Origin of the sequence: Legionella saoudiensis (assembly GCF_001465875.1) — a bacterium.
In the GTDB taxonomy this organism is placed as follows: Bacteria; Pseudomonadota; Gammaproteobacteria; order Legionellales; family Legionellaceae; genus Legionella; species Legionella saoudiensis.
In genome coordinates, this window is the sequence record NZ_LN901324.1 from 1 (window position 1) to 18,517 (window position 18,517).

The following is an 18,517-nucleotide window of genomic DNA, read 5'->3' on the forward strand; positions in this document are numbered from 1 at the left end:
TTCCTGGCGACCATAGCGGTTTGGAACCACCTGAATCCATCTCGAACTCAGAAGTGAAACAGACATGCGCCAATGATAGTGTGAGGTCTCCTCATGTGAAAGTAGGTCATCGCCAGGGTTTTATTAAGAATAGAAAAGCGGCCTGGAGCCGCTTTTTTTGTTTCTGCAGTCTGTAAATGATTACCCAATACCCATCTCCCGCGCGTGACCACAGAGCCTATCAAGCTTCATTCGTGGGCGAGAGAGCCAAATACCAGCCATTATTTTAACTTGAATCCGCCCATAGAACCTCATCACTGCCAGAGAGGAGTGAGTACGCGCTATGATTTTAATAGGGCTCTTCGCAAAATTCGCTCCCCGTCATTGCGAGCGCAGCGAAGCAACCCAGGGGTTCCGTGCTTCACATCACATTGCTAATTAGGATTAACTCCTATGCCCCTAAGCGTGCGAGCCTCGCAAGTGAAGCCTAAATTAAAGCAAAAGATGAATGAGAAAAGAGAGTAAAAGACAATACAACAATTTCAAATACTCTTACCCAATAAATAAAAAAACCTGGTTGCAAGCAACCAGGTGACATTGGCTCAATAATAATCAATAGTAGTAGTCGTCACATCAATAGGCCCTTGGCGATAAGGGAAAACCATAACTGGTTCTACAACAGGAGTAACAGCCACTTGCCTATAGGCAACAACTTGGGTACAACAACAACCAGACATAAATATCACAACCCCCAGCAGAACAATCCATTTCATCGTAAGCCCCTATTTCTTTATTTTAATCAAAGTGTAGATTAATTAATCACATATCGCCAATAAGGTTATAGCTTTTTTTATTAATACAACTGGTTCTCCCGGCTTCCAGATCATTTTCAATCCGTATATACTCATCACCTTGATATCGACAGCAATTCGACAGGATGTGAGGATGTTAGATAGAGCCAGTGTAGTTGATGAACAATTTGTTAAACGGGTACGGCAAGCAGATTTTCCCATACCCAACAGCTCGATTAGCTTGGAAACAGCCGAGCTCGATAAAAAAACTGCCATAGAGTTGTTTGACTCCCAAATTAAATCACGCTTACTCGATTTAATCGCAAGACAGCTTAAAGAAAAAGGTTTATCTTTCTATACCATTGGTAGTAGTGGGCATGAAGGAAATGCTGTTTTTGGCCAGGTCTTTCGACCACAGGATATGGCCTTTTTACATTATCGCAGCGGTGCCTTCTATATACAGCGCTCAAAACAAGTAAAAGGGATTGATGGAGTAAAAGATGTTTTACTATCCCTGGTTGCGGCTTCCAATGATCCAATTTCTGGCGGGCGCCACAAAGTATTTGGTTCTGTTCCCTTAAATATTCCCCCGCAAACCTCAACAATCGCATCGCATTTACCCAAGGCTTTGGGAGCCGCTTTATCGATTAAACGCGCTAAAGACTTAGGAATAGGAAGTAATTTAAGTCAGGACTCAATTATTCTTTGTTCCTTTGGTGATGCCTCAACAAATCATGCCACAGCCCAGACTACATTAAATGCTTGCTCTTGGATTGCCCAACAAAATTATCCATTGCCGATCATTTTTATTTGCGAAGATAATGGTATAGGTATTTCCGTACCCACGCCAATGAATTGGATTGAACATTCAATAAGTTCTCGCCCTGGGTTAAATTACATAGCTTGTGACGGGCTAAATCTTGCGGATATTTATGCCAAAGCTCAAGAAGCAGAATATCTGGCCCGCTATAAAAAACAACCTGTGTTCTTGCATATGCGTTGTGTCCGCTTATTAGGTCATGCGGGCTCGGATATTGAGTCACAATACCTATCACAATCACAAATAGAATTCACCGAATCTCATGATCCTTTATTACACACGGCGGGAATGCTCTATCGAGAAGGCTGGATGAGCTTAGAAGGCATTATCAGCCTTTATGAAAGTAATAAACATTTAATTGAAGCAAAAGCCGCCGAAGCAATTAGCCAGCCAAAAATGGATGGTGCTGAAGCAATCATGGCTTCCATTGTTCCTAAAATTACGCAGAAGCCAAAGCAGGCTTTGCCAAACGAAATAACCCGTGCGGCAGTATTTGCTAATGCGTACCCGCAATTAAAACAAAAACGTAACCTATGCCAACACATCAATTTTGCACTAACTGATTTGATGATGCAGTATCCCAATATGGTGGTTTTTGGTGAGGATGTAGGGAAGAAGGGCGGAGTCTATCGAGTTACTGCCGATTTACAATTTCGTTTCGGCAAACGCCGAGTCTTCGATACCATCTTAGATGAAACCACAATTTTAGGCACGGCAATTGGGATGGCTCATAATGGTTTTATCCCGGTTCCTGAAATCCAATTTTTAGCCTACCTCCATAATGCAGAAGACCAATTACGGGGAGAGGCATCAACTTTATCCTTTTTCTCGAGCGGCCAATACCAAAACCCCATGGTGATTCGTATTGCCTCGCTAGCCTACCAAAAAGGATTTGGTGGTCATTTCCATAATGACAACTCAATTGCCGTATTGCGCGACCTACCTGGCGTGATTGTTGCATGTCCTTCCAACGGTCCAGATGCTGCTAAAATGTTACGCACATGCATGCGCTTGGCTTACGAAGAAGGCCGAGTAGTAGTGTTTTTAGAACCGATCGCACTTTATATGACAAAAGATTTACACCAAACAGGCGACAATGGCTGGTTGTTTGACTACCCGCAGCCTCATGAAATGATTGCACCAGGAGAAGTAGGCACTCATGGTGAAGGATCTACCGTTATTTTAACTTATGCCAATGGTTATTATTTATCATGCCAGGCGGCAAAAGTTTTAAAAGAAGAACATCACATCGATGTAAAAATTGTTGATTTACGCTGGTTAAGTCCGTTACCTGCAGAAGCTATTTTAAAAGAAGTAGCGCAGGCAAAACAGGTACTTATTGTCGATGAAGGCCGGCAAAGTGGTTCGATTAGTGAGGGACTAATTACTTTATTAGTAGAAAAAGCCTCATCAAGTTTGCAAATTAAACGAATTACCGGTAAAGATTGTTTTATTCCATTAGGAACTGCTTGGCAATATTTGTTACCAAGTAAAGAAAGTATTATTGAGGCGGTAATCGCGTTACAGTCAGAGAAAAGGGAGATAGAAATTGGACGACTTGTTGTTTCTTGATGAACAATTGCGAGATGACGAACGAATGATACGCGATAGCGTAGCTCGTTTCGTTAATAACGATGTAGTGCCTTTAATGGCTGAATCCTATGAACAGGCACATTTTCCACGTGAACTGATTCGTAAGTCTGCAGAATTAGGTTTATTAGGCCTCACTTTACCGGCAGAATATGGTGGAGCAGAAGCATCCTATGTTTCTTATGGTTTAGTATGTCAAGAATTAGAAAAAGGTGATAGCGGCTTACGTAGTTTTGTTTCCGTACAAAGCTCCCTATGCATGTACCCAATTTTTCGTTACGGTAGCGAAGAACAAAGAGTACGCTATTTGCCGGGAATGGCCACCGGCGAAATTATTGGCTGCTTCGGTTTAACTGAGCCTGATGCCGGCTCTGATCCTGCAAGCATGCGTACCAACGCTAAAAAAGAAAATGGTGGCTGGCGTTTAAATGGCGCAAAAATGTGGATTACCAATGCTCCAATCGCAGATATTGCTATTGTGTGGGCTAAAACTGATACAGGAGTGCGCGGATTTATCGTTGATACTAAATTCGAAGGAGTAAGTCGCCCTGAAATTAAATTAAAGATGTCCTTACGTGCTTCCATCACTGGGGAGTTAGTTTTTGACAATGTATTTGTTCCAGATGAGAACTTACTTCCAGGCAGCGAGAAAGGTTTAGGAGCTGCGCTAAGTTGTTTAAGTCAGGCACGTTATGGAATCGCTTGGGGAGCAATGGGAGCAGCAATGGCATGCTTCGACATTACCCGTGACTACCTATTAGAGCGCAAGCAATTTAACAAACCTTTAGCTTCGTTCCAGATTATTCAAAAAGACCTGGCAGATATGTATACTGAAATTATTAAGGCACAATGTCTTAATTTACAAATAGGTCGTTTGAAAGAAGAGCAACGCGAAACACCAGTAATGATTTCATTAGCAAAAGGGAATTCTTGCCGCGAAGCATTGAAAATTGCTAGAAAATGCAGGAACCTATTAGGAGCTAATGGAATTAGTCTCGAGTATCATGTTATACGGCATATGCTTAATTTAGAATCAGTCTTTACCTACGAGGGTACGGATAATGTCCATACCTTAGTGCTAGGGAAGCATATTACGGGAATTAATGCGTTTGGTTAAACATAACTATTCAGCATTACGACTCAATGATCCTCTCTCCTATTTTTAAGGAGAGGGGAGGCATAAGTGAATAGTTTAATTGTCCTATGCAGCAATTCCTGCAGTTTAATTGCAACTTACAGGGAGTATCACTATGTCAAAAATGATTTTAAAACAAGCGCTTATCTTAAGTTTATTTACATTAAGCATGTCAGTTCAGGCAGATCAAAACAAAGAGCTATTAGTAAATCGATGCCATGAACTGGCAAAAACAGTAAAGTCATTGGTAGTAAGCCAACACAACCCAGCCTGCGTTGATAAATTAGTATTAGCTTCCAATCAAATGAGTGTTGCAGCTGCGTTGATTTCGGATGATTCTGTAATGCAGGCAAAACAAATAGTTGTAAATGCAGTAAAAGCATTACAATTTGCAGAGCTAACTGGATGCATCCATTACATTCAAATTTCGCATTCGAAACTGGAAGCAAACAAGCTAAGACACTTACTCTAAAAGCTCTAATTCTGCTTGAGGTGTTTAAAGTTGAATTTAAACCTTGTCTCTACACCTCAACTACTTGTTATTTCTCCCAGACTTAGTTATCATTTGGGCCATTCGGGGCGTAGCGCAGCCTGGTAGCGTACTAGCATGGGGTGCTAGTGGTCGAAGGTTCAAATCCTTCCGTCCCGACCAATAAAATCAATGAGTTAGCAAATTACGGGTCTTTCCCAATTACGGGGGCACTAATCAAGAACACAAAACTTTAACCCTTAACCTATAATTTTCATCTTACATAGTTTATTGATTAACTCTCGATATTGTTCCTCATAATGGCGTTGATACCAACGTTCTATTGTCGCTTTACCTTTCTTATAGCGCTCGGATAGGTCTTTTTGAGAGACCCCTCGGCTATGCTCATGAAATACCCCCCGCTTGGGCTCGCCAAGTCGAACGTTGGTGTTTATTTATTCCAGGGAATTGTTGATTACCATAACGCTTACACGCATGACAATACAACTTATACGCTTTAAATTTTAAGATACTTCTCCGATGACCTATCAGCTCATGATGAACCTCTCGAGTATAAGCCGACTTCTTTCTAACTTGTTTACTTTGACAATGACCACAACGCGCAAACGACTATAGCGAACATCTAAGAGTAAGGGTTGATAACCACTCACTTTTACTATAGTAAATCCAGGTAAATTTAGGATAAGATTATATTTTGGCACTTTAATTCCTTTTGATTGCTATCAGGGACTTAATCTAGACTAATTTAATTAAAGTGCCCCTTCGTTGAGGTTGAGCCATATTTCTGAGTTTGCGTAAGTCCAATAGAATTAAGCTCTCATCAAACTACGTAAAAATCTAAATTGATCCGAGATGCGCTCAGCTAATGATAAAACCTCATTACACAAGGGGTTGTCAAATTAATTGTGACTTAAATAATTTTAATTACAAAAAAAACATATAAATTGACTTGAATATATCGTCAAATCATGTCACATTTACGTTGACGAAATAATGGCTTTGGGCATATATGAAAAAGTTATTCTTCTATGTTAATGCTCGTATCATTTTTAATTGAAGCATGTAGTGAGGGATCCGCTAAAAAAAGAAAGGCAATCGATCAAGGAGTGAAAAATATTCAAGATAAGATGCAAAACAAAGGGTCAGCACAAAAAGCATGCGAAAAAATTGATGATGCAATCGGAAATCAATGGCTGCATATCTTGGAATAATCAGCATGACAAGACAATTGAGCAAATACATAAAATTGATGGCAGCTTTATTAATATTATTGTGCCCCGCCAGGGAATTGTGGCCACATCAAGCTATTGATAAAAATATTATTGAATCCTATAAAAATAAAAAAAATACGGTTTCATTGATACTTTTTTTTCAGAACAGTAAAGAAATTCCTCACTTCATTAACACGATGAAGAGTTTTAAAAAAATATTCATTCTACCTCTTAATTTCATGCCTGCAGCAATACTTACTGGGAATGATGATCCTATTATTTTAAGTGCAGTATTAAAAAGCCCCTTAATAACACACATTGCCCTCAATGAGCCTGCAGGTGAAAAAAGTGAAGCAAAATATAAGCGCGAAAAGAGGATTATACAGTATCGCTATCCAGGTATAGATAAATGGTGGGCTAAAAATTTTAAAGGCCAATCAGGCGTAGTAGGTATTATCGACTCAGGGATAGATAAAAATCATCCCGCTTTAATTAATAAAACCATACTCATCAATAAAACAAAAAATGCCTGTTATTCAAAGTATAAAGATGGGATCCGTACTCCTCATGGTACAGGTGTTGCATGTATCTACTCTGGATATCCTATAGAAACTGATCATAAAAATATACGTGGCGTAGCTTATAAAGCGCCTGTTTTATTATCTACGTTAGCAGGTGAAGGTTATCAAGTTAAAGAAAATTTTTGGCTTACCTATGCGGGGTTGAATTGGTTTTTTACGTACAAGTCAAAACCAAGCGTTATTAATTATAGCTTTGGTAATGGCCCCGTTAATTGCTCCGACTGCCCTGACTGGAGCGGAATGAGTATGATAATAGATTATATCGTAAATAAGTATAAAATCTTATGGGTTACCTCTGCCGGTAATAATGGGTTCGTTAAACCAAAAGCAAAGGCTCCTTTTTCCTCAAGCATGACAATCCCTGCAGACAATTATAATGCGCTTACTGTTGCCAATATGAATATCTACCATAAAAACCATGTTAATACTAAGGGCAGAAACGAATACAGACAAGCTATAAGTTTTAGTAGCAGCCGAGGACCGACTCTATTAGGAAGGAAAAAACCAGATATAACCGCGCCAGGTAATGACACCTACACCTGCGCGCCGCGTAAAAAATATCATTTTACCTATACAAAAAATATGAGTTATAAAAAAGGGTATCGTTACATGGGAGGGACAAGTGCTGCAGCCCCTCATGTGGGAGGAGCTATTTTATTAGTTAAAGAAGCAGGAATTACTAATCCTATAGCTATCAAGGCTCTTTTAATTAATAGTGCGGATACATGGACAGATAGTGGTCTACCTGGACCTGGAGATCCGGATTACCTCTACAAAGGTGGGCACCACAAAATAATAGGCTCCCAATGGAATCCTACCTATGGCTGGGGATACATTAATATGAACAAGGCTTTTGAGCAAAGATTTAATATTAAAATGGGTAGCTTATCGCAAAATAAAAACATTATTGATTATATTATACATGTCAAACCTCAAGAGAAAATTACTCTAGTGCATGAACGAAGAGTTGGATTTCATAAAGATAAATCACCATGGAAGTTAAGCCATTTAGTACTAGAGCTTATTGACCCCATATCTAATAAATCTTTAGTAAGTGATAAGAGTTCGATTGATAATGTTCATCAAGTGTCATTATGCTCACAACTTCCCTTTGAGCTATGCAAAAAAAACAAAGTTAAGAAGGTTATAGTCCGAATTAGCCTACAAAACACAATAGAGGGAGAAAAAAGAGAGCCCTTTGCTTTGGCATATGGTTAATTTTAGTCGATATAGGTATAGATTTAGATTTGATAACTAAAATTATAAATTTACAATTAAATCATAATAGACAGAAAAACACTTACCATTTAAAATAATACATAAATTTTAACTATTTAATTTATTACTAATAAACTGTTTCAAGAGTGAGAATAAAAATGTTGATTTTTAAGGAAAAAGAAGACGACAAAATCCAATTTCGTATTCGCATGAACGCAGCTACTTTAAAGCAGATTGAAGATTACTGTAAATGGGCTGGTATTCAGTATAAAGACTATTTTATTCAGCGAGCTTGTGAATATATATTTACGCATGACGAAGAATGGATTAACTTTAAGAACCAATCTAATAATTAGTAATCTTTTCAAAGATTTTGATAAATTTTAAAATGCTACACTTTTAAGATCAAATGCCAGAAGAAACAGCTCTAAAATAAGAAAGTATTCATTTAACTGTGTCACCTCATTGCTTATTTAAGCCCCAAAGTTAGTCTTTCTTCAAAATCGATTTGTAGTTGGGATACGATAAGCGCCCAATTGTGCATGGGCGGATTCTATTTTCCAGTACTTTCTGAACAGCACAGTAAATGAGTTTGATAAGGGCGTTTTCGCTGGTGAGTGCGCCTTTATTTTTAGTGTATTTGCGAATTTGTCGATGAAAACCTTTGACAATATTGGTTGTATAAATGATACGTCTGAGCTCTTCTGGATATTTAAAGTACTGTGATAAAGCTTCCCAGTGATTATTCCAATACTTTATTACAGCAAGATATTTTTTCCCCCATTTCTCTTCCAGCTCAAGCAGATGATGCTCCGCTAAGTCTTTGCTTGAGGCTTTATAAACAAGTTTTAAATCAGCCATAAAGGCCTTCTGGTCTTTGTTGACCACATACTTCAATGAGTTGCGAACCTGATGAACAACAAAAAGCTGCACTTCAGTATGGGGAACTACTTCGGTAATGGCATCAGAAAATCCCTTAAGCCCATCGATACTAGCAATAAGAATATCTTTTTCTCCTCGAGCCTTAAGGTCTTTTAAGCGTCGAGCCTAAAAGACCAGTGGTCGATTGAATTGTTTCAGTCGTTTTACCGTTACGACAGATGGCGATACCTGTCTCAGTGCAGTCGATCATATAGGAATCCCTTTCTCCTTCTAAGGCAAACTTTAATAACTCTTTAATTAGGGGTAAGCATAGGTCTTTTACTGATTTTAACTGCGCTAATTCTTATGACTCGCACTCGTTGAAATCCCAAGTCGATAAATCGATTGTCTTCTTATTCATATGCACCTCTTTTAAGTGTTAAATTATAACAAGTTAAAAGATGACACAGTTATTTAAATACTATGAAAATTTTAATTTAAAATTAGATACTCTATAAATGAAACTCAGTTAAAAGTTTGTTTATTTTTATATCATTTTTTTTTGCCGTATGTTATCTTTGAATCTTTAAATTATTTATCTATACCTAGATAAGGAAGTTCCATGCCTTTAATAGCTAACCGTGACAAAAGGAAAAAAGTTTCCATAACTACAGAAATATTAGCTGATGTTGATGCAGTGATTAAACAGTATTGCCAATGGAGTGGTGTAGTAGATATAGGATATTTTTTTGAAGAAGCGGCTAAGTATGTTTTAGCTCATGATCAATTATGGCAAAAGCATTTACATGAACTAAAGAAAGATAGTGAGTTTGTTGGATAATTTGTTTTGCTATTTATTAGGTAACTCATAACTTCACTAGCTCCAGTTTTAGCAATCTCAAAATTTATAATGTTCTGTACTTTGAGATTGCAGTCAATTAACTTTGTTCATAATTTAAAATAATTGGCTCTTTAGAAGACCGGCCAAACGTTTCTTTAATTTTAAATAATACAATCAATAAAGATACTATAGGCAATAAGGCAAGCAAACTAAAAACTCGCTGATAATCTGCCAAAGTAGGGCCTATATGCGTAGCATTTATTGAAAGAATATAGCTGATTATAGGTGCCATAACAGAAGCCGATAACATAGTTACAGCATTATTTATGCCTAACGCGCTTGATACTTGATTCGTTTTAAACTGTTCGGTCATAATAGCTATACCGACACTTGCTGAGCCGATACCAAATCCATAAGCAAAGAAAGCAATAATTGCTCCCCATTCTGCAAGAGGTATATAAACAATAAAAAACAGCGAGAAAAAACTTGTTACCGCACTAAACACAAGAATTGGCTTACGTAATTTTATTTTATCTGAAAAATAACCAAATAATGGAGAGCCTAAGGCAAAGCCAAACCAAGAAAGGGTAATCATATAAGAAGAAAATGAAGAGTCAAATCCCTTTGCTGCGAGTAAGTTTTTACATTCATTCTCAGACAAATATTCAAGACTGAAATAGATTAAGGCACAATAAATAGAAATATCCCAAAATTGTTTTTGCTTGATAATAGCCATTAACTCAGTTTTAAACTGAGTAGTTTTTTCTAAAATAATAAATGAATCTTCAGCATTAGATTTATTTCTAATAAATAGACTCATTAGTAAGGATAACAACAAACCAATAAGACTTAATATAAAGAAAAATTGTTGCCAAGTCATAATCGACGAATGAGCAAGCTCGTTAAAAGGTCCTCCAGCAAACATAGGGCCCAATGTACCCAAAAATTGTGATAGGCCTATAAAAAGAGCTAAATTGTTCCGGGGCATCCAATCATAAACAGCAACTAATACACCAACAAATCCGAAAGCCGATCCCAGGCCCATTAATGCTCGAAAGAATAATGCGCCAGCTAGATTGGTTGAGCAGGAAAAGCCAAGGGTAGCGATGGAGCAAATTAATGAAGCAAAAAAAATCGATTTCTTAAACCCATATCGAGTAATAATTGCTCCTATGGGTATTTGCATTAATCCATACACAAATAAATAAGCTGTAGAACTTATTAAAGTAAAGTTTAAGGTAGATAAATTTAAATCATGCATAATAGGCTCTTGGAACGTACCTACTAAGGTCCGCAGCAAAAACTCATAAAGATAGAATGAGACACTGAGCAACCATATTATTGCCCCTTGAATTGAGTATTGATTATTGTTCATGTTCGTTACCTTGTGCACTCCATTCTTCCAGGAATAATTCAGCACGGATGTTATCCATAAACGTGGCTATTTTGTAAATATTTTGACCTTCAAATATAAGTGGATTCCTATTGATTCCAACGATAATACCATCCTTAGGGGCAGAAACTACTTCGGATAGTTCTGCGTTAAACGGATCTTGAATATGACCTAGGATGTCTTTTTTGCTAACATGATGTCCTAATTTTAGGTCATTAATTAAAATGCCACTATAATGCGCCCTAACCCACTCTTGTTCTACAGAGAAAATAGGCTCCACTTTTACAAACTCTTCATTAGTCCCTTTTATCATATCAAGGGAGTTCAGCAAATTGATAATTCCATATTTCCCTACTTCAATTGCCTTTTCATCAAATCGACACGCTTCTCCTGCTTTATAAATTAAGAAAGGAATACCCATTGAGTAGGCGGTATCATGTAACGAGGTATTGATTTTAGTGTGGTTGATAACAGGGGCACCAAAATCTTTTGCTAATTTTTTTAATTCAAAAGTAGATAAATCAGCATAAATTTGCGGCAGAATATCATCATTGACCCTCCCTGTCTTAAGCTCGATTAAATAGTTAACCTTAGAAAGAAGTTCTTTAGTGAAAATTTCAGCAATACGCTCTCCATAACTTCCATCCGCTTTACCAGGAAAGCAGTCTTCAAAATTCTTTTCAAAGGGATGGAATGTTGGATTAACTAAAGAGGGTACATTAATGATTGGTATAGTTATTACCGTACCATTAATCAGTTTAATAGAATCATCTTTGATTAGACGATTAATAATTTCAATACCATTCATTTCATCAGCAATTAACCCTGAAAAAATTAATATACACGGACCTTCATTTTTCCCGTGAGTTACTTTAATGGGCATAAAAAATGAAGTACAGGAGTTATAATCAGGCAGAGGTAGTGCCAAATTAGCAGTTTCACCAGGCTGAATGGTAACATTGCATATCTTTAAAGGAGTATTTTTCATAATCGGCTCTTTTTAAAAAGTTTACGTAAATTAGGTATCAAAGGATAATTCCTTAGTATCAAATTTATAGCGAGCGGCAAGATCTACTAGATCATCAGCATGCTCTTCTTCCATGGCTAGAATTTCTTCAAAAACCTTTCGTGTAGTAGAGTCTTCATTTCCTAAAATAATAATAAGTTGTCTGTAAGTATCGATTGCAATACGTTCTGAAATTAAACTTTCGCGAATCATTTCTTCAATAGTATTACACTCAACGTATTTGATATGGGATCTCTGAGCTAACTCAATTGGATTGTAAATAGGAAGGCCTCCTAGTTGTACAATTCGTTCTGCTAATAAGTCGGCATGTTGCTGTTCTTGAATTGAATGTTCCAAAAATTCTTGTGCAACTAAAGGTGACCCTAAACGTAATGCTTTATAATAGTTTTGTTTGTATCTCAGCGAACAAATTGTTTCTGTTGCTAAAGAGGCATTAATCATGTCATGCATATATGCTAAATCAAATTTATAAAATTCGGTAACCGCCCCATTTTGTAAATTCCTTTGTGCATGTTTACGAATTAAATTTATATCTAATTGAAATTTATTATTCATCGTATCCTCTTTCATTTTATAATCCTGGTGAGCGTGCTTAACTATTTTACTAAGTGCAGTTCAGGCGATATATTAAAGAAAGATATTAACTCTAGGTTAATAACTTGTTTGCATCAATCAGGGACTCAACGCCGGAGCACTAACTGTGTTACCGCAAACAAATCGTAAGTCATTTAGGGGTAGACATTTAATAGATCTTAACTTGGCGCTTGACCATGCAAAGTCAAGCAAAACTAATTTCTACAAAATATACTTTAGAGCTGATATTTTTCTCCAGTTACCATTAAATTAACTGTATCTACTGTTTTTTTAGCTTGTTCTGCAGAATAACTATAATGCATCCTTAATAAGGATATATTTTAAGGTGGTCATTTCTAAGCTGCTCTATATCCGTCTAAGTTAACTTGGACTAAGCCTTGCGTACTGGGATATATATATCATCCCAGTCGCCTTTTAATATTTGCTTACCTCCCTAAGAAATTATCTACTGATTTCTTAGCCTCTTCTTTGGTATAGCCATAATGTTTTTGTAACGCTCCATAAATTTCTTGGTGATTTCCTTCAATAGCGAGGCAGTCATCATCAGTTAATTTAGCCCAAGCTTGTTTTAATCTTCCTTTTATTTCTTCCCATTTGCCTTCAAAAATATCAGTATTCATATAAACTCCTTATTGTATTATTATGTAAATCTATTTATAAAACGTCATTTTTTCAAAAGTTGAGCTAATTTAGGGGTTGCAGCGGATCAATGACTCCTAAAGGTATTCCCCCGGAATTAATTTTCGCTTCAAAATACTTTAACTTTACCTTCAGATACTCCAAATTTTAGCGTTATCGCAAGCCACTTCATTTTTATTTGCTCTCTTAAGTATCATTTTTTGAATCTATTCATGTTTCCTAATAATGATTTATTTACTAATAAAATTGACATTTTCTAGTTAAAAATTAAAGTCACTTTTTTAATTTAATATTAAAGCCAAATAATGTCAACAAATATTTGACACTATAATTTAAAATAAAGTCTTTTCTAAAGAATAATAAAATAATGGTTCTAAATTATAAGGGTAAATTTCAACATAATATTTGACATATATTGTTTAACAGTAGTGACAAAAACATAGCAAAAAATATGTATCAATTGTTTGTGCTTTAATATTGAGATTATGTAATCAAAAATAATTTTTAAAAAATGTCAAAATATATTTGACAGATCTGTCTTTCTGATTTAGATTAACGTTTCCAATTAACAATAAAGAGAGAAAATTATGAATAAATTTAAAATTGCAGCTTTATCAACATTGCTATTGAGCGGATTAGCTTCTGCAAATCCTGCGTGTGATAGCTTTCAATTAAGAATTAAAAATAATCTTGCAGAAGATTTAGCAATAACAAAAATAAGCCTTACTGGTGCTAAGATACAACCAGGACATTTTGAGGTTTTAAAAGCTAAAACGGAGCAGGTATTTACTGTAAATAGCAGTAACGAAAACGTGCGCATGGATGGTGAGTTTAATTTCCACACTATTTCATTACCAAGCAAAAGTGTAAAAATAAGATACAGCCTGATCAACTCAGGAATGACTTGTGAACATAAAGAATACTCTCCAGACCTTGATTATGCTGTAGAGAAAACCAGAAACATTGGTGAAGTTAGTTATACGATCAGTAATAAGTAATTATAAATATTAATAAGTAATTATAAATGAATAATGGCAATTTAAATGAATCGTAGATAAAGCACAGACTAAAGCAAAAACCAATTTGGTGTGATTTTTTAAATTTATAAAAACCTAAAAAGTTGAGTAAAAGCTTATATTAACCCCAAGCTACGCATCATTCATTTAAATGATATATATAATATGGAGCGTTAAATGAAATACCTGCAAACTAAAGAAACTTTGGATAACCTATATAAAAAACTTGAAGAAGTACACAAATCGGTCAAAAAAACTGTTGAAAATAAGCATTACAAAACAGCTAGTGAAACATTAGACAAAGCCATTGGTGAAGCTAATCGCGAAGTTACTAAAGCGAAGCAAGAAGAACAGCTACCGGATCCTACGCTGTCACAAGAATCAGTCCCGCTTGAAGACCTTGAGGCAAGTTACGAACGTGTTCAGAAAAAAATCAATGAATTAAATAAACTTAAGGAATTCTGCGATACTAGCTATAGTTATGAGCAATTTATAGAAGAGAGGTCTGATGCTATAAAAAGCAGAACAACAATACAAACAAAGCGCATGATAGATGAACAATATGACTTGAGTTTTGCACAGTTAAATGCACTTAGAAAACAAACTGAACCTTTTCCAGGAGTGGATAGTAAGTTGAATTTATTTCTAAAAACAATAAGGCAACTTCATACTGATAAATCAGTTTCAACTCAAAAGCTTACTCAAATAATGGATGCTACCTATCACAGGCTAACAGGTGGCCCACGTGAACCCTTTGATAATATGGTTGATAACCTCAACATGGAACACTCTATTCCCTTGCAAATTCTGGGCGCTACACTGGTCTTATTAGGTACCGCATTAGTATCTGCAGCAATATTTTTCGCTCCTGCAATAATAACTGCAGCTGGCACTGGTTTAGGTGCGGCCTCCCTTTTCAGTGGTGGGGTAGCAGCAGTGAGTACAGCTCTAACTTTCGGAGGAGCAGCATGTTTCTTTAGTAAAACTAAAAAAATGGAACTTGCGACAGCCGGAAAAGAGTTAGGTGATAATAATTTTGAACAAAGACACTATAACCAATTTGGTTAGGACAACAACCTACGTTTTAATATTAAATTTTTAAAGGAATTATCATGAATATGAAAAACATAGTAATTTTATTTGCCTCATTAACTTTAGGTGCAGCCCATGCGGCAGACACAGCGCCTTGTAATGGTTTCAAAATTAATCTTAAAAATCACACAGCACATCAATTGTTTATTGACCAAGTATCATTAAGTAACGGAACTATTCATTCGTGTGATCCTAAAGCAATTGAAGCAAATGAAAGTGCATTGTATACAGTTAATGGCGCAGTCGAAGATACAGTGATGCATGGTCAGATTATTGCTCATATGACTGAGGCACCACAAAAATTAATTCGCATTAACTTTGATTTAACTAATAAAAATATAACTTGTGAGTTAAACAACACCGCACAACAAGGTAATTTATCTACTGACTTTAACAGGGTTATAGGTGGCTTAAATTTACCTATCAAAGATTAGATCAAAGAAGCTCTTTATAGAGCTTCTTCTTAAAAATATTATTAGTTAATGCAACTTTTCGGAGCTTGAAATGTTTAAAAAATCTATATATTCAATTATTGCTTTATCGTGTATTTTAAGCGCTTGTCAAAAACAAATAGACCCTACTAACGCTCCTCTTACTCCAAATTATGATGCAACACATGAATTAATTACCGTCTATAAAGATAGTACTGAGATTCCTAAAGGTGCAACAATTATTACTCATGTAAAGGCTATGAATTCCCTTCCGAATGGTACTAAAGCTACTCCAGAGGCTATTATGGTGGAGCTTAAGAGACAAGCAAAACTAGCAGGTGGATTTGGACTCGTTCATATAACACCCGGAACTGCCCAAACTACAGCTGATGTAGTAGGTGTTCGTTAACATTTAAATTTTAGATGTCACTCTAAGAGGGACATCTAATTTCCTTTTGCTCCCTATTGACTGCGAGTGCCTGAACTTCGAGGTACAGCATTAATCATGTATAACACTGGATAAAGGGACTTTCCCTTCCTCTACTGGGGCAGAGTCAATTTAACTTTTGAATTAAACTGTATTTTATTTGCAGGAGGATCGTGATGTTAGGAAAGGAAGCCCAAAAGATATCGTTCCCCCTTACAGAGACGTTGATGCTTGGCCCCTAAAATTTGACAAATCTTCTCATAAATAACCTGTATTTGATAATATTTACAATCAATAGTTTTCAGTGGCTGGTTTTAATAAGGCATATGTTTCCAATATTAATTATGTTTGGACTCAAGAAGGCTGGTTATATCGGGTAGTTGTATTGGATTTGTACTCCAGGAAATCGTTGGCTGGCGCATGAGTTCTCGAATGAAAGCTCAATTGGTTTGAGATGCTCTTAGAACAGCTATTTGGCAACGTAAACAATGTAATGGACTCATTGTTCATTTAGATATGGCGACACTCAATACGCAATCGATGGGTATAAGCGCTTTTTTGGCGATCCAACATTTCCAAGGGAGTATAGAAAAGGAATTGTTGTGATAATTCCGTGGCTGAAAGCTTCTTTGGCAGCTTAAAACAACAGCGGGTTCAGTGGAAAAACTACCAGACTCGTTATGAGGCATAACAAGATACACTAAATTACTTTACGATGTTTTATAACAGTAGGCGACTGCCTTTTTCATTGAACTATTTGATTTCCACTCAATATGAGTTGCAGAGACATCAATTACAAAAAGTAGCTTAACTGGGTTGTATCGTTTTGCTTGACCACATCAATCTAATCAATAAACACACTAGCAACGATGAAAAAATAATGAATTCTAATAGTATCAATTAAGAAATATCAAATAGTACTAAACCATTATTATCTTGGCCGTTACTAATCGTACATGTCCAATCAACAACTAATTGTTCCTTTTGCAAAATGGGATCGAAAAAGCTAAGGTGAAGTGTCGCTGTATTATCTTCGAAGACATTTAACCGACCGGATAAGATTAAAGATTCCCCTGTAGGACGCTCTATAAAAAATTTTATCGGTGTAGTGACGGTATCAATTAATCGTTGATTAATTGTTTCTTGAGCATGGAAATAATGGGTAAAATTAAAACCAGTTGTAGCGCCATTTAATCGTCTCGTTACCTGAGTTCTGATAGATGGTTCTGTTACAAGACAATTATCAAAATGGATAATTGCTCTTACCTCATTACCACTCTCAACTGCTTGCACTAAATCAGAAAAGCTAGTGATATTCGTGCTTGCTGCATTCACTTGATTTAAAGAAAGTAATAATAAAACGTTAACAATAATTATTCGCCAGATTTTCATTTATGTCCTCCATGACCATGATTTAGAAAAAATATCAATCAGAGTAATTAATAATCTTCCATTAAATGTATTTAGTGTATTATCTGTTGACTAAATTTTCCACTTTTCATTGTGCTGGAGATCCCGAAATCCTATAGAAGAGCCTAATGTAAAAGCAGCTTGCTTGTTGATAAGCGATTTGCCATGGCTTGCGGTCGTATTTTAAAAATACGGCGCTAATATTGCTGACTCCATACTTAACTCAGGTGGGGCGCACTTCTCAGACTGTTCTGGTAAGTTGTCGGGCTGGCAAAACTCTAAGGAGAATAGTAAGGAAGCATACGAGATTGAGTTATTGACTATGTGTGCCCCTATAGCGGCCCATAGTCCAAACTCAATAGCCGTCACCCCTAGCGCAATACCTATAAGTGTTGCGACCAACGCTTGGCGGTAAGCTCCTTCATGGTCGTTCCTAAGATGCAACAGCCCGAACATTCCAGCAGTTACGCCAATCGAGATAGCGGCTGCCAAGGTTATACCTGTTCCCCAAAACATCATCGTAGTGGTAATAGGGAAAAAAGCAGTTATCGCCGCTAACATTGCAGGCAATAATAATCCTCGAAAAAAAACCTCTTCAAGTACTGGTGCTATTAACGTTACATATAAAGGCTTATTAGCAACTGTACGGTAATAGCTGCTATCTTGCAGAGTTAGGGGGTTTATTTGTTGCATGATAAGGGTAAGCGACATGTTAGCTAAAGCACATGCAAATCCTATTGATAATCCTGCAGTGAATCCTGGTAAATAAATGAGCCCCAATGCAAGGCAAGCTACATATATAGTAATAAACTCAGGTTCAAAATTTCCTATGGCGGTAAGCGTACCGACTCCTATTGCTGCTGCCACAGAGGTTAATGAAGGTGGATTTATATTAGGATTTGAACCGGTATTAGGCTGTGGCTTAAAAATAGAGAATTTTCCTAAGGAATGGGTTAGGTTTTTCATGGAAA

The 18,517-nt window shown here is 36.5% G+C and carries 18 protein-coding genes, 1 tRNA gene, 1 rRNA gene and 3 pseudogenes; 14 read left to right on the top strand and 9 right to left on the bottom strand.

Annotated elements, in window-relative coordinates:
• The first annotated feature begins 2 nt into the window (after nt 1–2).
• A 5S ribosomal RNA gene (gene rrf, locus BN3124_RS09095) occupies nt 3–118 on the top strand.
• A 463-nt stretch (nt 119–581) separates the two neighbouring features.
• Here rrf and BN3124_RS17195 read toward each other — a convergent pair.
• Complete coding sequence (locus BN3124_RS17195; RefSeq protein ID WP_196398920.1) at nt 582–752, bottom strand: hypothetical protein; 171 nt, start codon at nt 750–752, stop codon at nt 582–584.
• A gap of 172 nt (nt 753–924) precedes the next feature.
• On the opposite strand from BN3124_RS17195, the gene BN3124_RS09100 reads away from it, so the two are divergent.
• The 4 genes from BN3124_RS09100 (at nt 925) to BN3124_RS09115 (ending at nt 4,967) form a co-directional block, all read left to right on the top strand.
• Nucleotides 925–3,162, top strand: a complete 2,238-nt coding sequence (locus tag BN3124_RS09100) for a dehydrogenase E1 component subunit alpha/beta (RefSeq protein WP_058534499.1) — start codon at nt 925–927, stop codon at nt 3,160–3,162.
• The gene (locus BN3124_RS09105; protein ID WP_058534500.1) at nt 3,140–4,297 is read left to right on the top strand and encodes an acyl-CoA dehydrogenase family protein; all 1,158 of its coding nucleotides are present in this window, start codon (nt 3,140–3,142) and stop codon (nt 4,295–4,297) included. The genes BN3124_RS09100 and BN3124_RS09105 overlap by 23 nt, the downstream gene beginning before the upstream one ends.
• 133 nt (nt 4,298–4,430) lie before the next feature.
• Entirely contained in the window at nt 4,431–4,787 is a 357-nt protein-coding gene (locus BN3124_RS09110; protein WP_058534501.1) for a hypothetical protein, read from the top strand.
• Between the two features lie 103 nt (nt 4,788–4,890).
• Nucleotides 4,891–4,967 (top strand) — tRNA-Pro (locus BN3124_RS09115).
• Between the two features lie 98 nt (nt 4,968–5,065).
• Here the strand turns inward: BN3124_RS09115 and BN3124_RS17595 are convergent.
• A pseudogene (locus BN3124_RS17595) lies at nt 5,066–5,506 on the bottom strand (transposase family protein); the annotation flags it as partial.
• Nucleotides 5,507–5,833: 327 nt separating this feature from the next.
• On the opposite strand from BN3124_RS17595, the gene BN3124_RS09120 reads away from it, so the two are divergent.
• From BN3124_RS09120 to BN3124_RS09130, 3 genes are all read left to right on the top strand, one after another.
• Nucleotides 5,834–6,016: a hypothetical protein gene (locus BN3124_RS09120; RefSeq protein WP_058534502.1), complete on the top strand. Its 183-nt coding sequence runs from the start codon at nt 5,834–5,836 to the stop codon at nt 6,014–6,016.
• Nucleotides 6,017–6,021: 5 nt separating this feature from the next.
• Entirely contained in the window at nt 6,022–7,815 is a 1,794-nt protein-coding gene (locus BN3124_RS09125) for a S8 family peptidase (protein WP_058534503.1), read from the top strand.
• Nucleotides 7,816–7,973: 158 nt separating this feature from the next.
• The gene (locus BN3124_RS09130) at nt 7,974–8,171 is read left to right on the top strand and encodes a hypothetical protein (protein ID WP_058534504.1); all 198 of its coding nucleotides are present in this window, start codon (nt 7,974–7,976) and stop codon (nt 8,169–8,171) included.
• A gap of 113 nt (nt 8,172–8,284) precedes the next feature.
• On the opposite strand, the pseudogene BN3124_RS09135 reads toward BN3124_RS09130, so the two are convergent.
• Nucleotides 8,285–8,853 (bottom strand): annotated as a pseudogene (locus BN3124_RS09135) (IS256 family transposase); the annotation flags it as partial.
• 445 nt (nt 8,854–9,298) lie between these two features.
• Between BN3124_RS09135 and BN3124_RS09140 the strand changes: the two are divergent.
• On the top strand, nt 9,299–9,517 hold the full coding sequence (locus BN3124_RS09140) for a hypothetical protein (protein ID WP_058534505.1): 219 nt from the start codon (nt 9,299–9,301) through the stop codon (nt 9,515–9,517).
• Nucleotides 9,518–9,614: 97 nt separating this feature from the next.
• On the opposite strand, the gene BN3124_RS09145 is transcribed toward BN3124_RS09140, so the two are convergent.
• From BN3124_RS09145 to BN3124_RS09160, 4 genes are all read right to left on the bottom strand, one after another.
• A complete protein-coding gene (locus tag BN3124_RS09145; RefSeq protein ID WP_058534506.1) occupies nt 9,615–10,892 on the bottom strand; it encodes an MFS transporter in 1,278 nt (425 codons plus the stop codon).
• Nucleotides 10,882–11,898, bottom strand: a complete 1,017-nt coding sequence (locus BN3124_RS09150) for a succinylglutamate desuccinylase/aspartoacylase family protein (RefSeq protein WP_058534507.1) — start codon at nt 11,896–11,898, stop codon at nt 10,882–10,884. Before BN3124_RS09150 ends, BN3124_RS09145 begins: the two co-directional genes overlap by 11 nt.
• Before the next feature lie 30 nt (nt 11,899–11,928).
• Complete coding sequence (locus BN3124_RS09155; RefSeq protein WP_058535858.1) at nt 11,929–12,492, bottom strand: ferritin-like domain-containing protein; 564 nt, start codon at nt 12,490–12,492, stop codon at nt 11,929–11,931.
• A 464-nt stretch (nt 12,493–12,956) separates the two neighbouring features.
• Complete coding sequence (locus BN3124_RS09160; RefSeq protein WP_058534508.1) at nt 12,957–13,151, bottom strand: CsbD family protein; 195 nt, start codon at nt 13,149–13,151, stop codon at nt 12,957–12,959.
• Nucleotides 13,152–13,757: 606 nt separating this feature from the next.
• On the opposite strand from BN3124_RS09160, the gene BN3124_RS09165 reads away from it, so the two are divergent.
• The 5 genes and pseudogenes from BN3124_RS09165 to BN3124_RS17390 all read left to right on the top strand — a co-directional run.
• On the top strand, nt 13,758–14,168 hold the full coding sequence (locus BN3124_RS09165; protein WP_058534509.1) for a hypothetical protein: 411 nt from the start codon (nt 13,758–13,760) through the stop codon (nt 14,166–14,168).
• A gap of 195 nt (nt 14,169–14,363) precedes the next feature.
• The gene (locus tag BN3124_RS09170) at nt 14,364–15,254 is read left to right on the top strand and encodes a hypothetical protein (protein WP_058534510.1); all 891 of its coding nucleotides are present in this window, start codon (nt 14,364–14,366) and stop codon (nt 15,252–15,254) included.
• Between the two features lie 44 nt (nt 15,255–15,298).
• Entirely contained in the window at nt 15,299–15,712 is a 414-nt protein-coding gene (locus BN3124_RS09175) for a hypothetical protein (RefSeq protein ID WP_058534511.1), read from the top strand.
• Between the two features lie 70 nt (nt 15,713–15,782).
• Complete coding sequence (locus BN3124_RS09180; RefSeq protein WP_058534512.1) at nt 15,783–16,118, top strand: hypothetical protein; 336 nt, start codon at nt 15,783–15,785, stop codon at nt 16,116–16,118.
• A gap of 286 nt (nt 16,119–16,404) precedes the next feature.
• A pseudogene (locus BN3124_RS17390) lies at nt 16,405–16,947 on the top strand (DDE-type integrase/transposase/recombinase); the annotation flags it as partial.
• Nucleotides 16,948–17,036: 89 nt separating this feature from the next.
• Here BN3124_RS17390 and BN3124_RS09185 read toward each other — a convergent pair.
• Both BN3124_RS09185 and BN3124_RS09190 read right to left on the bottom strand, forming a co-directional pair.
• A complete protein-coding gene (locus tag BN3124_RS09185; protein WP_058534513.1) occupies nt 17,037–17,528 on the bottom strand; it encodes a hypothetical protein in 492 nt (163 codons plus the stop codon).
• A 201-nt stretch (nt 17,529–17,729) separates the two neighbouring features.
• Nucleotides 17,730–18,512, bottom strand: coding sequence for a CPBP family intramembrane glutamic endopeptidase (locus BN3124_RS09190; protein ID WP_058534514.1), 783 nt, complete (start codon nt 18,510–18,512; stop codon nt 17,730–17,732).
• Between the last annotated feature and the right edge of the window lie 5 nt (nt 18,513–18,517).

Coding starts and splice junctions, on each gene's coding strand:
- BN3124_RS09125 (WP_058534503.1), top strand. CDS start 6,022: ATGACAAGACAATTGAGCAAATACATAAAATTGATGGCAGCTTTATTA.
- BN3124_RS09165 (WP_058534509.1), top strand. CDS start 13,758: ATGAATAAATTTAAAATTGCAGCTTTATCAACATTGCTATTGAGCGGA.
- BN3124_RS09185 (WP_058534513.1), bottom strand. CDS start 17,528: ATGAAAATCTGGCGAATAATTATTGTTAACGTTTTATTATTACTTTCT.
- BN3124_RS09110 (WP_058534501.1), top strand. CDS start 4,431: ATGTCAAAAATGATTTTAAAACAAGCGCTTATCTTAAGTTTATTTACA.
- BN3124_RS09120 (WP_058534502.1), top strand. CDS start 5,834: ATGTTAATGCTCGTATCATTTTTAATTGAAGCATGTAGTGAGGGATCC.
- BN3124_RS09190 (WP_058534514.1), bottom strand. CDS start 18,512: ATGAAAAACCTAACCCATTCCTTAGGAAAATTCTCTATTTTTAAGCCA.
- BN3124_RS09180 (WP_058534512.1), top strand. CDS start 15,783: ATGTTTAAAAAATCTATATATTCAATTATTGCTTTATCGTGTATTTTA.
- BN3124_RS09100 (WP_058534499.1), top strand. CDS start 925: ATGTTAGATAGAGCCAGTGTAGTTGATGAACAATTTGTTAAACGGGTA.
- BN3124_RS09160 (WP_058534508.1), bottom strand. CDS start 13,151: ATGAATACTGATATTTTTGAAGGCAAATGGGAAGAAATAAAAGGAAGA.
- BN3124_RS17195 (WP_196398920.1), bottom strand. CDS start 752: ATGAAATGGATTGTTCTGCTGGGGGTTGTGATATTTATGTCTGGTTGT.
- BN3124_RS09175 (WP_058534511.1), top strand. CDS start 15,299: ATGAATATGAAAAACATAGTAATTTTATTTGCCTCATTAACTTTAGGT.
- BN3124_RS09140 (WP_058534505.1), top strand. CDS start 9,299: ATGCCTTTAATAGCTAACCGTGACAAAAGGAAAAAAGTTTCCATAACT.
- BN3124_RS09145 (WP_058534506.1), bottom strand. CDS start 10,892: ATGAACAATAATCAATACTCAATTCAAGGGGCAATAATATGGTTGCTC.
- BN3124_RS09130 (WP_058534504.1), top strand. CDS start 7,974: ATGTTGATTTTTAAGGAAAAAGAAGACGACAAAATCCAATTTCGTATT.
- BN3124_RS09155 (WP_058535858.1), bottom strand. CDS start 12,492: ATGAATAATAAATTTCAATTAGATATAAATTTAATTCGTAAACATGCA.
- BN3124_RS09150 (WP_058534507.1), bottom strand. CDS start 11,898: ATGAAAAATACTCCTTTAAAGATATGCAATGTTACCATTCAGCCTGGT.
- BN3124_RS09170 (WP_058534510.1), top strand. CDS start 14,364: ATGAAATACCTGCAAACTAAAGAAACTTTGGATAACCTATATAAAAAA.